Source organism: Phascolarctobacterium succinatutens YIT 12067 (assembly GCF_000188175.1).
GTDB classification, from domain to species: Bacteria; Bacillota; Negativicutes; order Acidaminococcales; family Acidaminococcaceae; genus Phascolarctobacterium_A; species Phascolarctobacterium_A succinatutens.
Genome location: NZ_GL830849.1, coordinates 26985 through 40540 on the forward strand (window position 1 = coordinate 26985; position 13556 = coordinate 40540).

The 13556-nt window shown below is 47.0% G+C and carries 14 protein-coding genes; 4 read left to right on the top strand and 10 right to left on the bottom strand.

From position 1 onward, the window contains the following. Positions 1–9 precede the first annotated feature (9 nt). The gene (locus HMPREF9443_RS00970) at positions 10–1497 is read right to left on the bottom strand and encodes a hypothetical protein (protein WP_009144612.1); all 1488 of its coding nucleotides are present in this window, start codon (positions 1495–1497) and stop codon (positions 10–12) included. Between the two features lie 35 nt (positions 1498–1532). Next, positions 1533–2108, bottom strand: a complete 576-nt coding sequence (gene pduL, locus HMPREF9443_RS00975) for a phosphate propanoyltransferase (protein ID WP_021720810.1) — start codon at positions 2106–2108, stop codon at positions 1533–1535. Positions 2109–2356: 248 nt separating this feature from the next. On the opposite strand from pduL, the gene HMPREF9443_RS00980 reads away from it, so the two are divergent. From HMPREF9443_RS00980 to HMPREF9443_RS00995, 4 genes are all read left to right on the top strand, one after another. Then, on the top strand, positions 2357–2854 hold the full coding sequence (locus HMPREF9443_RS00980; protein ID WP_009144614.1) for a hypothetical protein: 498 nt from the start codon (positions 2357–2359) through the stop codon (positions 2852–2854). A gap of 269 nt (positions 2855–3123) precedes the next feature. Then, on the top strand, positions 3124–4740 hold the full coding sequence (locus tag HMPREF9443_RS00985) for a carbon starvation CstA family protein (RefSeq protein ID WP_040564566.1): 1617 nt from the start codon (positions 3124–3126) through the stop codon (positions 4738–4740). Between the two features lie 133 nt (positions 4741–4873). Further along, complete coding sequence (locus HMPREF9443_RS00990; RefSeq protein WP_009144616.1) at positions 4874–5116, top strand: toxin-antitoxin system toxin component HicA family; 243 nt, start codon at positions 4874–4876, stop codon at positions 5114–5116. 10 nt (positions 5117–5126) lie between these two features. Then, the gene (locus HMPREF9443_RS00995) at positions 5127–5504 is read left to right on the top strand and encodes a toxin-antitoxin system HicB family antitoxin (RefSeq protein WP_009144617.1); all 378 of its coding nucleotides are present in this window, start codon (positions 5127–5129) and stop codon (positions 5502–5504) included. A 117-nt stretch (positions 5505–5621) separates the two neighbouring features. Here HMPREF9443_RS00995 and codY read toward each other — a convergent pair whose 3' ends face one another. From codY to cbiB, 8 genes are all read right to left on the bottom strand, one after another. Next, positions 5622–6395 (bottom strand): GTP-sensing pleiotropic transcriptional regulator CodY, encoded by a 774-nt coding sequence (codY, locus tag HMPREF9443_RS01000; RefSeq protein WP_087942288.1) that lies wholly within the window; start codon positions 6393–6395, stop codon positions 5622–5624. A gap of 19 nt (positions 6396–6414) precedes the next feature. Further along, positions 6415–7323, bottom strand: coding sequence for a tyrosine recombinase XerC (gene xerC / locus HMPREF9443_RS01005; protein WP_009144619.1), 909 nt, complete (start codon positions 7321–7323; stop codon positions 6415–6417). A 287-nt stretch (positions 7324–7610) separates the two neighbouring features. Continuing rightward, entirely contained in the window at positions 7611–8240 is a 630-nt protein-coding gene (locus HMPREF9443_RS01010; protein WP_009144620.1) for a precorrin-8X methylmutase, read from the bottom strand. Positions 8241–8284: 44 nt separating this feature from the next. Beyond that, positions 8285–8815 carry a cob(I)yrinic acid a,c-diamide adenosyltransferase gene (locus tag HMPREF9443_RS01015; RefSeq protein WP_009144621.1) on the bottom strand — a complete coding sequence of 177 codons (531 nt, stop codon included), beginning with the start codon at positions 8813–8815 and terminating at the stop codon, positions 8285–8287. After that, on the bottom strand, positions 8816–10348 hold the full coding sequence (locus tag HMPREF9443_RS01020; protein WP_040564570.1) for a cobyric acid synthase: 1533 nt from the start codon (positions 10346–10348) through the stop codon (positions 8816–8818). It abuts the gene before it with no gap. Between the two features lies 1 nt (position 10349). Continuing rightward, the gene (locus tag HMPREF9443_RS01025) at positions 10350–11477 is read right to left on the bottom strand and encodes an alkaline phosphatase family protein (protein ID WP_009144623.1); all 1128 of its coding nucleotides are present in this window, start codon (positions 11475–11477) and stop codon (positions 10350–10352) included. After that, on the bottom strand, positions 11462–12547 hold the full coding sequence (locus HMPREF9443_RS01030) for a pyridoxal phosphate-dependent aminotransferase (protein WP_009144624.1): 1086 nt from the start codon (positions 12545–12547) through the stop codon (positions 11462–11464). Before HMPREF9443_RS01030 ends, HMPREF9443_RS01025 begins: the two co-directional genes overlap by 16 nt. 12 nt (positions 12548–12559) lie before the next feature. Beyond that, positions 12560–13528, bottom strand: coding sequence for an adenosylcobinamide-phosphate synthase CbiB (gene cbiB, locus HMPREF9443_RS01035; protein WP_009144625.1), 969 nt, complete (start codon positions 13526–13528; stop codon positions 12560–12562). Between the last annotated feature and the right edge of the window lie 28 nt (positions 13529–13556).

Here is a 13556-nt window from a genome sequence, read left to right on the forward strand (position 1 = left end):
TCTGTGTAGTTAAAAGTGCCATTTGTTTACTTGCTGTTCAAGGCTTTTTTCCGTTTCAACGTCAGTTTTTTTGATAAAAAGCATCGCTGTAGCAGCTTTTTGGTTGCAGCTCAGTAAAATTTTGTTGTTATAAGCAAAATCCTTCAGCAAATCGGTATCAGCATTGATGCCGATAAGAGCTTTTTCCTGGGTGAAGTCAAAATTTGTCTTATAATCCTTCAAAGCAAAGTATTCGTTGCTGAAGCCCTTCATGCGCTGCAGACCTTCGGAGATAAAACTCTCAACCGCAAGTCTGTTGGCAACAGGCGTTGAAAGAAGCTCTTTGATTTCAGCGTCGGTAATGTTATCAACACTGGCAGTAATCAGCAGATGATTCCAGTGCTGCAGAACATTACGTGCACCGCTGCTGTAAAGCTCCGTAACCTTCTTCTGGTATTCGGGGTCAGCCTGCGGAATAGCTAATACGGCATAAACACTGTCATAATCAGTATTTGCGGCAACCTCCTGCATTTCCTTCATTGAAGAAGCCAAAGTCAGGTAAAATGTGCCCTTGTCCTTATATTTAAGATTCAGCTGGCCATAGAACCAGTCATCAGGCAGCTGCACACTTTTACCGGCTGCGGCATCGGTAAAGCCGATGGCCTTCGGCGTGCTTGTCGGAGCAAAAGCCTTAAAGCCCTTCAGCAGATCAGTGTGTGCTTTAGCGAAGCGCTGCATGGTTTCGGCCGGTACGTCGCGTACAAAAACATTCTCAACCTCCAGAGCCTTGTCCATCTCTTCCTTTGCGGAAGCAGCAGATTTGGGCTCGGTCTTGGCCTCGTCATTTTCGTCGCTTTCTGCGTCAGTATCGATATCATCAATATCTGCATCAGCGTCAGCGTCTTTTTCATCCTTCTTAGGTGCATAAAGATCCTGGTCAGTATTTACGGTAGACAGCAGATAAAGTCTGTCATTGGCAGAAACAAGGCTAGTATCAATTTTAACCAGCACATCACCCTGTTTATATAGGTAAGAAATAGTTATCGCCTTTTTGCCGGCAATTTTCCCTGTCTTAATAAGAGGCGTAAGCTTTTCCAGCTTTTCCTTGAGCACCTTGCTCTGAATCGTCAGATTGCCGTTACTGTCATGCTCGGCATATTTATCAAGCTCCAGCAGCGGCGCAGGCACGGTTTTCGGATTAAGCTGGGAGCGCTCCAAAAGTGCCCGCTTCTCATATTCCGCATCAAAATAAGCAGTAGAGAATTTTTCGCCTAAAATCTGCTCCATATCCTCTGCTGTGTAATAGTTAACAATATTAACTGCGGTATTTTTTAAATTCTCTTCGTTCTGATAAACCTTTTTGCTGCTGATATTGGTATACGCATAAACCTTCTTCGCTTCCAGCTTATAGTAAGGCTGTCCGTCCTTAACGCTGTAGCCTGCGTAGCTGTTTTCGTAGGCAGAAGCATGCGCAGCGCACAAAATAAGCACTGCCGCCAAGACTGTAATTTTTTTCATATACTCACCATCCTTTTGTTGGAAAAACGGTGGAATTATTTATTGTAGACGATGTTAACCATCACGCCGCTGCCCAGGTTGCAGGCATTAGCTTCATCAGTATCGATATGAACCTCGTCAGCATGCTTTACGCCCGCACGTACCAGAACATTATGCAGTGTTACGGAACGCTCGCCCTCTGTCTGGATATCAACGATATCGCCGTCCTTCAGGCCGTATTTTTCAGCGGTTTCCGGATACAGATGCACGTGGCGCGCAGCGATGATAATACCCTCTTTCAGCTCAAGCTCGCCTTTCGGACCGATGAGCTTAGCGCCAGCGCTGCCTGCGATGTCGCCACTGTTGCGGATAGGGGCATCAAGGCCAACCTTGCGCGCGTCGGTCAGAGAAAGCTCAATCTGAGTTTCCGGACGCAAAGGACCGATGATACGCAGCTTCATGGAATCCTTGGGAGTTACCATGGTAATCTGTTCTTCAGAAGCAAACTGACCGGGCTGCCCGATTGGCTTTTTAACGTGCAGCTCACTGCCTTCACCAAATAAAATATCCATATGCTCACGGCACAGATGTGCGTGACGTGCAGAAACACCTAAAACTATCGGAAATTGCATTGTATGTCACCTCATAAAATAATTTTTATTTATATACTTATTATAGCTTGAATTGTGGTAATTGTCATCAGTTATCGAAATTTTTTTCATAATTATAGCATTTTAAGAACATTCATATCCTATTATATATAGCGAATCTGCGTGGAATTGCCAAAGAAGCCTGTAACAAGCCATAAAACCGGTAATACTGGACAAAAACTGCCTGATAGCTTATACTAAAAGCTATCAAACACAAAGGAAGTACCATAATGAACGGTCAAGAATATTTACAGCAATTAGAGCAGCGTCTTGCTCACTATTATGATAAGAAGCCATTACCGAAAGCACCGGCATTTGTCCTCGCAGCAGAGCTTAACGCTGCGGACGAAGGCTATTTCATCGTGCCTTCTTTAAAGACCTACAGTGTGCAGCACAACGAATATCTTTATGCTGCGCACTTCGACAAAAAGCTGACTGCGGACATGGCTTCCCCCTATCTGCAGTTCACCAAGGACGCTATGGCAGCGCTCAAAACCACTACCGAGCACATGAGCAGCGTCTATGCACTTGTGCTTATCTGCGAGCAAGGCGTTGAGGAAAAGGCTATAGCAGACCTGCAGAAGCTCAGGCAGCACAAGGACTATTGCTTCACCCTGAAAGGCTGGTCCGATCTTGCTTTGTACCTCGTAGATATCCCTGCACAGAAGCTTTATTGCAACAAAGCAGGCGTTAAGGAAAAGGCTATTTTCGAGTTTGCCAAAGCTTGATATCTGTCGATTCACACTGGACAAGTTATTTCTCCGCGGAAAAAATAAATAGTATTCGGCTGTTAAGCATTTGCACATTTTGTACAAATCTTAACAGCTTTTTCACTTTTTTAAGTTAATAAATAATTCTGTGACAATACGTTGACAATAAGCCTAATTGTGGTATACTATTTCTATATTGCACATAAGATATAGAGTGCACTAGTAGTTATCATTTTCTAAATTATTTATTTTGCAATGATGCAAAAGGGAAAGAAAGGATGTTATTTATGAGTGGTTTATTGTTGCTTGTAGGCTCAATGGTTATCTTCTTTGTTGCCTACGTAACCTATGGTTCCTGGCTGTGTAAAAAGTGGGGTGTTGACCCTACACGTAAGACCCCGGCTGAGAGATTGTGCGATAACGTCGACTATATGCCGACCAGGCCCGCTGTATTGATGGGCCATCACTTCTCCTCCATTGCCGGTGCCGGTCCTATCGTTGGTCCTATCACCGCTGCTGTATTCGGTTGGGTTCCTGTAATGCTGTGGATTTTAATCGGCAGCATCTTCTTCGGCGGCGTACATGACTTTGGTGCTCTGTACTCCTCCATCCGTTTTGACGGCAAAACCATCGGCCAGATTATCGATGCAACTCTGGGCAAGAGCGGCAAGTTCCTCTTCTCCATTTTCGCATATGTAACTCTGCTGGTTGTTATCGCTGCTTTCGCTAACATCGTAGCCGCTACCTTCGTAGCAAGCCCGCAGGCTGCAACCGCTTCTCTGCTGTTCATCGTCCTGGCTGTTATCTTCGGCTTCTCCGTATATCGCTGCGGCCTGAGCCTCGGCGTAGGCACCGTTATCGGTGTTATCATGCTGGTTGTTGCAATTGCTCTCGGCAACATGTATCCGCTGCACCTGTCCAAAAACGTATGGGTTTGCGTCCTGATGGTTTACATCTTCGTTGCTTCCATCGCTCCTGTCTGGATTCTGCTGCAGCCGCGTGACTATCTGAACTCCTTCCTGCTGTATGCCTGCATCGCATTCGCTCTGGTTGGTATCGCAATTTATCAGCCTTCCATGCAGCTGCCGGCATTCACCACCTTTGATCCTTCCGGCAAAGGCACCAACCCGATGTTCCCGATGCTGTTCGTAACCGTTGCCTGCGGTGCTATCAGTGGCTTCCACTCCCTGGTATCCTCCGGTACTACCTCCAAACAGCTCGATAGCGAAGGCAATGCTAAGCTCATCGGCTACGGCTCCATGCTGCTTGAAGGCGTTCTGGCTGTAGTTGCAGTTGTTGCTGTAGGCTATGTTGGCGGCGACAAGCTGACCGAACTGCTGAAAAACGGTGGTCCTGTAAACGTATTTGCTGATGGCGTTGGTACCTTCATGACCAAGCTCGGCTTCTCCTTCGGCGTAGCTAAAGGCTTCGTTGCTCTGACCATCTCCGCTTTCGCTATGACTACTCTGGATACCGCAACCCGTCTGGGCCGCTTCATTTTCCAGGAGCTGTTCACTAAGGTTGATCCGAAAACCGGCGAAGCTCAAGGCAATGTTCTCACCAACCCGTTTGTTGCTACTCTGATTACCGTTGTACTGTCCGGTTATATGTCCCTTGGTTCCTACCTCACCATCTGGCCGATTTTCGGTGCTGCTAACCAGCTGTTGGCTGCCCTCTCCCTGTTGGCTGTCGGTGTATGGCTGAAGAGCGTTGGCCGTGACAACCTGATGGTTCTCATCCCGATGGCATTTATGTTCTGTGTAACTTTGGTTGCATTGGCACAAATCATCTTCGCTAACATGGCAACTCATATCATTACCGCTGCATTGGGTTCTGTACTCTTCATCCTGGCAATTGCACTGTTCCTGGAATCAAGAAAGTATCTCTTCGGTGGTGCAAAATAACCAAATATGCTCTAAGCATTAAACACTGAACGTGTTCAATGGCTGTTACGAATTTCGTAATGAAGTACGTAACAGCCATTTTTTTGTTGATATTTTATACTATATATAGTATCATAAAGAAAGAAGGTATATTATGACATCCCTCGAGAAAAAACTCCGCGCTCTGGCCAACGGCAAGGATTTGCCTTGGGACCAGACCAAAGCTCTCTTAGAAAGGTTAGGAGCTGAAGTCATTCCTCCGCGTAGTGGTGGCAGTCATTTTAAAATTGTTTGCAAGGGATACAGTACAATGTACATCCCTGTACACAAAGACTCTATCAAAAAGATTTATGCACGTCAGATTGCAGATTTATTGAGCGATTTAGCGAAAGGTTAAGGTGAGGCAGATGAAAAAAAAAGACTTTAACTATTACATGTCCTTAAACTATCCTGTTGAAATCAGCGTTATTCCCGAGGATGAAGGCGGCGGTTACTTTGCCTGCATTCCCCTGCTCCCCGGTTGCTGGAGTGATGGCGAAACCTTTGAGGAAGCATACAAAAATATCTTGGAGGTAAAAGGTCTCTGGATTGAAGATATGCTCGACCGCGGTATGCCCATCAACGAGCCGAATATTAAGCCTCGTTTCAGCGGCAGGTTCGTAGTGCGTGTACCCAAAACACTGCACCGTCTGCTGGCCGAAGAATCAGAACGTGAGGGCATCAGCCTGAACCAGTTCGTCAATAACTCGTTGGCCTTTGTTGTTGGCCAAAAGCTTGCACACTAAAAACAGCTCCTCGATACGACCGTATCGGGGAGCTTTAACTTCCATAAGAAAAGCTAGTCTGCCGCAACTACAGTTACAACAGAATGGCTTCATTATATATATAATTTATCAAAAAACTTAGGATCTCTTCTTCAGTTCTTCAAACAGCATCGGATTCAGTACGCGGATATAGGTGCCCTTCATGCCCAGGGATTTAGTTTCAATCAGGCCGGCACTTTCAAATTTACGCAGTGCGTTAACGATAACGGAACGGGTAATGCCTACGCGGTCAGCAATCTTCGAAGCAACCAGCAGACCTTCGTTGCCATTCAGCTCGCCCATAATGTTTACAATAGCTTCCAGCTCGGAATAGGACAGGGTGGAGAAAGCAACCTGTACGGTAGCCTTCTTGCGGATTTCTTCGGAAACAACTGCTTCGCGATCATGCAGAATTTCAACGCCCAAAACAGTAGCAGCATATTCAGCCAACAGCAAATCATCATCATCGAATTCCGCATCATATTTAGCAACAATCAGGGTACCAAGGCGTTCGCCATTGCCGTAAATAGGTACAACAGTAGTCATCTTACCGTTAAAAATACATTTTGTATCAGCAACAAAAGAGCAGTTCTGATTCTGATGAGGAATGTTGGCCAGCGTTTCCTTAACGCTCATAATAAAGCCCAGATAATCCTCAGGGAAACGCATATCGTCAAGAACCTGCTCGCGCATAATATCGCATTCAAACTCGTGAATCAGCGCATAACCCTTTACGCCGCCTTTACGTCCGACAATATAGGTGTTTGCTTCAATAACGTCACGCAACAACTTTGCAATAGCGTTAAACTCAACCTTATCTCCTTTTTGTAAAAGCTTGTTAATCTTTCTGGTCTTTTCCAACAATTTCATGATTTTACCCTCCTAAAAAAAATTATGCTCTTGGATGATTCTTCTTGTAAACATTCGTCACATGTTCATTTGAAACGTGCGTGTAAATTTGCGTTGTTGATAAATTCGCATGTCCTAAAAGCTCCTGTACCGAACGCAAATCGGCACCATGCTCTAAAAGATGCGTTGCGAAGGAATGGCGTATCGTATGCGGACTGACATTTTTATGGATAGCCAGCATATTTATATATTTCTCTAAAATACGCCTTACACTGCGGTCCGTGAGCCTACCACCACGGTTATTGACGAAAATGAAGTCATGCTTCTGCTGATATTGAAGCATCAGCTGCTGTCGTACACGGTAATATGTGCTTAACGCAGCACAGCAGGTGTGGCCTACCGGCATAACTCTTTCCTTATTACCCTTGCCGAGCAGAAGCACGAACCGGTTGCTCAGGTCTACTCTTTCCAGAGTAAGCCCTACTAGCTCGGATACACGGCAGCCGGTAGCATAAAGCATCTCCAGCACCGCCTGGTCGCGAACACCCAACACCTTACTTTTATCGGGCATCGCCAACAGCTCGTTGATTTCAATTTCATCCAAAAAAGCCGGCAGCTTTTTTTCCAGCTTTGGTGTGCGCACCTTTGTCAGCGGACTATATTCAATAACCGCTTCACGCACAAGGTATTTAAAAAAGGAACGCAGTGCAGATATCCTGCGGGCAATCGTCCTGCGCGCATACTGCTTTTCGTTAAGCTCTGCGAGATAGCCACGCACATCCAAAGGACCTGTCTGCTGCCAGAAAAAATTCTGCTTGTTTCTGCGCAGCATAAACTCCGCAAAGGCAGCCAAATCCTTTTGATAGCTTTCAATCGTATGCTGAGAACAATTTTTTTCAACCTCCAGATAAGTTAAAAACCTTTCCGGATAGTTATTAACTGTAGTGTCCATAATCTAAAAATACCTTCATTTTATTTTATCACACAAAACCGTAAGAATCAAGCTAATATTGCTATTCTTTCTAATTTTCTAACAGCTTTGCAACGCTTGAAAAAAACAGTGCTAAAAAGCACTGTTTCATCATTGAATCAGCAGTCATACGTTACAGAATTTATCCTATAACATGTAAACTGATTTGTCAAGTAATTGAAAATGATTTTACTATTTTGTCAAAATTTAACTCTGAAATTGTATCTTTAGCTACGATTTCAGCTATAATCATTCCTAATTACTTACAATTATTTACGTGTCAGCTTATAGATAAGCGCATTGCAGATTGCTGCAGCAACGTTGCTGCCACCCTTGCGGCCGCGGGCAACGATATAAGGAATACCGGTCTTCATGATGATTTCCTTGGATTCCACAACGTTTACAAAGCCTACAGGAACACCGATAACCAGCTCCGGCTTAATCTTGCCTTCCTTAACCAGCTCGTCCAGACGAACCAGTGCGGTCGGTGCATTGCCTACGGCAATGATTACCGGGCCTTCGATGGTGCAGGCCTTTTCCATGCAGGCAGCGGCTCTGGTGGAGCCTGCTTCCTTAGCGCGTGCCGCAACATCGGGATCTGCCATGAAGCAGACAGCCTTTGCGCCCAGCTTGCCCAAGCCCATTTTGTTAATGCCGGTGCAGGCCATGTTGGTATCGGTAACGATGGTAGCACCCTTTTGCAGTGCATCCAGCGCCTTCTCTACTACGCCGTCGGAGAACAGCATATTGCGGGCATAATCAAAATCTGCGGAGGTATGGATAACACGCTTAACGATATCAATCTTCTCGGGGTCGATACGAATCTGCCCCAGCTCCTCACCGATAATTTCCATACTACGTTTTTCAATGTCAGCGGGTAAAACATTTTGTAAATGCATTATTTTACACTACCTTTCTTAACAGATGCTGCAAGGCCGAAGCCTTATTTTTCAATGCCTACACGCGCCGGAATACCTCTTTTGAAGGGGTGCTTGCGCATGCAGACCTCAGATACATAATCAGCCAGCTCCACCAGCTCAGGTGCCGGATTACGGCCTGTCATAACAACCTCCAGCTCCTGCGGCTTGTTCTTCAGGAATTCTACTAAAGCAGCCTGGTCAAAAACGCCGGTATTGCAGGCACCAATGATTTCGTCGAAAATCAGCAGGTCGATATGCTCGTTGGCGCATTTTTGCTTAACCTTATCGAAAAGCACCATATGCTCGCGCTTAACCTCTGCCTTTTCCTCATCGTTCATCTGGAAGGTGAATTTCTTGGTTTCCTTGCCGCGCATTACCTCAATATTGGGCAGCAGTGCCAGGCTCGCAAGCTCGCCTGTCGGTCTGCTTTTGAGGAACTGTACAATCAGTACATGGTTGCCATGGCCTGCGCAGCGGATTGAAAGACCCATAGCAGCAGTGGTTTTTCCCTTGCCATCGCCACAGTAAATATGAATCAGCCCACCGTCTTTCATTCAGACACCTGCTTCCAAAATCTCATAGATTTTCTTCATATCCAGATTTTCGCGGATGCTGTCGGCAAGAATATCGTATTGCTGACGTTTGTATTCCGCAAAGTTAATGGTCTGGATATCATCCATCTTTTTACCCTTCTTGGCCAGCAGCGCTTCTACAATCTTCACGGCAATACCATCGCCGTCAAAGACGCCGTGTACATAGGTACCGTAAACATTGAGCTTACCTTCGGTGTTCTGAGAGCCTTCGGCCATAATCTCACCGTTCTCATGAATCGGGCTGATAGAGGTCAGTGCCTTCTCCTCGGGGAATTCGGTTACACCGGAGTGAATCTCATATCCGTAAAGCGGCAGACCGCTCAGTGCGGAGAAAATGCCCTGCACCTGACCGAATTTGCCAGCCATCTGGATGGTACGTTTCTTTTCGATAAAGGTAGTTTCGATATCCAGCAGGCCCATGCCGGGAGTAACGTTGGCCTTACCGGTGCCGTCCTCTTCGCCGTACGGGTCGGAAATCTGCTTGCCCAGCATCTGATAACCGCCGCAGACACCGAACACTACGGTACCGCTGTTAGCATGCTTCAAAATAGCAGCTTCCATACCGCTCTGGCGCAGCCATTTCAGGTCACCGGTGGTATTTTTGGTACCGGGGATAATAATCATATCCGGCTGGCCCAATTCGCGTACACTGGTTACATAGCGCAGGGATACGCCGGGAATCAGCTCGAATACGTTGAAGTCTGTATAATTGGACATACGCGGAATGCGTACAACCGCAATATCAATCAGCTTAACCTCACTGCGGCCGCTGATACGCTCGGAGAGGCTGTCCTCGTCCTCGATATCAACCTTCAGCATCGGCAGCACGCCTACGATAGGCACGCCTGTTTTATCTTCGATCATCTTCAGACCGGGGCGCAGGATTTCTACGTCACCGCGGAACTTGTTGATGATAACACCCTTAACCATTTCTCTTTCGTCATCCTCCAACAGCATCAGTGTGCCGTAGATGGAAGCGAAAACACCGCCACGGTCAATATCTGCTACCAGCAGCACGGGAGCCTTGGCCATTTTAGCCATGCCCATGTTGACAAAATCGTCCTTTTTGATGTTAATTTCCGCCGGGCTTCCTGCACCCTCGATGCAGACGATATCAAACTTGGAAGCCAGCGTATCAAACGCCTTCTGTACCTCCGGACGCAGAGTATGCTTCATTGCATAATATTCGCCGGCCTTCATGGTACCGATTGCTTCGCCGTTGACAATAACCTGGGAACCGCTGTCGCTGGTAGGCTTCAGCAGAATAGGATTCATCAGTACGCTGGGTTCGATATTGGCTGCTTCAGCCTGCACAACCTGCGCACGTCCCATTTCCGCACCCTCGGCGGTGATAAAGGAATTCAGCGCCATGTTCTGGGATTTGAACGGTGCTACCTTGTAGCCATCCTGATTGAATACACGGCATAAACCTGCTGTTACCAGACTCTTGCCTGCATTGGACATGGTACCTACTATCATAAGTGCTTTTGCCACTTTAATCACTCTCTTTCATCAAAAAGTCCAGTATGTCACGGTAGCTTTGCAGCCGGATAATGTGACCTGTGGTATTAAGATAGCCTGCAATCACAGGCGTGCAACCGTCACCGTGCTTGCCTGTTACCGAACTGGTAACGTGGTCGCCGCAGATGACGAGCTTCAGTGGTTCATGATACTTTGCTGCTATGGTCTGTAAAAACTGGGTATCTATCCTGCTGATAAAATCAGCCTTGCCCTGATAATCATAACGATGTGAAGCCTCGTCACTGCCGTTGAAATGTGCAATAACGAAATCATCCTGCTGCAGCATAGCAAGTGTTGCTTCGGCCTTCGCCATAATATCAGTGTCCACATCGCCGGTTGCATTCGGCGGTGTTATTACATCCATGCCCAAGGCTTTGGCGATGCCGATGACAATCTCCGCCTTGCACACCGCCCCACCGCGCAGTCCGTGCAGACCGCTGAAGGAAGGCAGTCCCTGACGGGCTGAAGGGGCCCAGGGATAGAGGATGTACTGCAGGCCGTCGCGGGCAAAGGGCTGCAACCTTTTTGCCGACTCCTGCAAAAAATAGTTAATGGACAGAGATTGGCTACGCAGCTCCTGCAGCAGCTTGCTTACATCCTCGCCTACACTTTCGTGCGGCGGCTGTACTGTGCAGTCCAGCACGCTTGCTTCCCTGTTCATCACTAAAAGGTTACGGTATTCGGATAAATGAATAAACTCTATATCTTTAAAGATACCGTCACAATGTTTGGCAGCCTGCTGCATCTCCAGCGGCGTAAGTCCCTGCCCGTTAAAGGCAGCAAGACGGCCGGATGCATCAACAGCAGCCAGATTGCAGCGCAACACCATTTCATATTCGGAAATATCACGATTGTGCGCCAACAGCTCCAGATAAGCACGGTTGCGCGGTATATCCTTTTTATCTACACCCAGAAGCCGCAGAATACAGCTGCAGCTTTCGGGAATGATGTCATTTTCACATATGCTGAAGCTCCCAAGTGTCCCGGAAGCAGCCAGCGCATCCATTGCAGGATGCACTGCGTGCTCAAAGGGAGTCTGTCCCTGCCATGCAGAAATCGGGGAATCGCCTAAGCCATCAATTAATACTAATAAAGAGCGCATGTTTTTATTGCTTCCTTAAGTGCTTTAATTAGACCGCGGTTCTGCACTCTCGTTTTGACCGCGATACGGTAATATCCTGCCTGCAGATTTTGGTAGTTGGCGCATGAACGTATCAGATAGCCACGCTCATGCAACAGCTCCGGAAGATTTTCCGGCTGCGGCAGATAAAAGAAAATATAATTGGCCTCCGAGCCGTATACCTTAGCACCCAAAGCTGCAAGCCGGTTACGCAGATAGCTGCGCTCCTGCTCAATCAGCTTAAAGGATTTAGCCAGATATTCGTGCTCCTTTAAAGCAGCCTTGCCTGCCTCCTGCGCCAGAATGGAAACGTTCCAGTCCTGACCGCTCTGATGCAGCGCTGTGATCAACTCACTGCTGCCGCTGAGGCAGTAGCCTAAGCGGATGCCGGGCATCGCAAAGGTTTTGGTGAAGGCCTTAAGGATAACCAGTTCAGGATAGGTTGCCAGCAGATCACGCATGCTGAAGGCCTTTTCCTCACTGACAAAATCCATAAAGCATTCATCTATCAAAAGATGGGCTCCTACCAGACGGCATTTGTCGAGAATCTGCACCAGCAGCTCACGGCTCGTCAGCTGGCCGGTAGGATTATTGGGATTACAGATAACAACCAGATCTGTATCGGGCGTAATCGCATCAACAATATCATTATTGTCAGCAGCAAAATCACGCGCCTCCTGCAGATTATAATAGCTTATTTTGCAGTCTACCGTGCGCAGAGCCTTTTCATAATCGGCAAAGGTAGGTGCCAATAAAAGTGCTCGTCCGGGCTTCAAGGCCAGCGCCAGACGGAACAGCACGTCGGCCGCACCGTTACCGAAGAAAATATAATCCTGCGGCAGCTGCAGATAGCTTGCTGTCACCTCTGCCAGCTCGCGGCAGAAGGGATCAGGATAGTTGATACAAAGCTTTAAAGCCTGTTGAACGGCCTGCTTTATACCAAGCGGCAGGCCAAGAGGATTGATATTGGCAGAATAATCTACGAAGGGACGACCATCCTTGGTCAGCTTTTCCGTATAGATATCTCCGCCGTGTTCGTATTTATACATCATCTTCTACCTGCTTCATTTCAAAATAAGACTGTTAACCAGATAAATCAGAGAAAACAGCAACAGGCTGAGAACAGCCGTCATATAAAGTAAATTGTTGGTGGTAACTATATCCTCGGGGCACACCGGACGGATGTCGTCGCCGATTGTTTCCTTGTGGACGAGTTTACCGAAATAAAAATGATCGCCGCCGAGCTGAATGTTCAAGGCACCGGCCGTAACTGATTCCGTCATTGCGGAATTAGGACTGAGATGATGATAGCGGTCGCGCCAGAATGTCTTCCACGCTCTCTTGGCATCAAGATTAAGGAAATAAGATGCCACAATCATTACCAGACCGGTAATACGCGCGGGAATCAGATTGGCCAAATCATCTAGCTTGGCAGCACAGCGTCCAAAATAAAGATACGTGTCATTTTTATAACCGACCATGGAATCCATAGTATTTATGCCTTTGTACAAAAAGGCCAGAGGAGCGCCGCCGATAAACATATAGAACATCGGAGCGATGATGCCGTCGGCAGTATTTTCCGCAACGGTTTCTACTGCTCCCTTAGTCACCTCTGCAGCATCAAGTTCTTTTGTATCACGCCCAACGATCCAGGAAAGCTTCAGTCTTGCATCCACAAGATCGTTATCCTTCAGAGCAGTGTATACCTTCATGCTTTCGTCACGCAGACATTTTGTAGCAAAAATCTGGTAGCACATAACGGTTTCCAGAGCAAAACGCAGCCAGGGGTTAACATGTTCCGCCAACGTCAGCACAGCATACGGCACGGCAAAGGCAAGAACCAGAACGATTATTACCATCAAGGCACCGCCGAGCAGTAATGCTGTCTCGCCGGGAGCAAGCATACGCCGCAGTTTTTTATCCAGAAATCCTATTAAATTGCCAATTAAGCAGATCGGATGCGGCAACCAATGCGGGTCGCCGAAAATCAAATCTAAAATAAAACCTGCTACAATTGCGCCTAAGGTCATCATCTAAGCAAACTCCCCTTTTCAGCAGTCT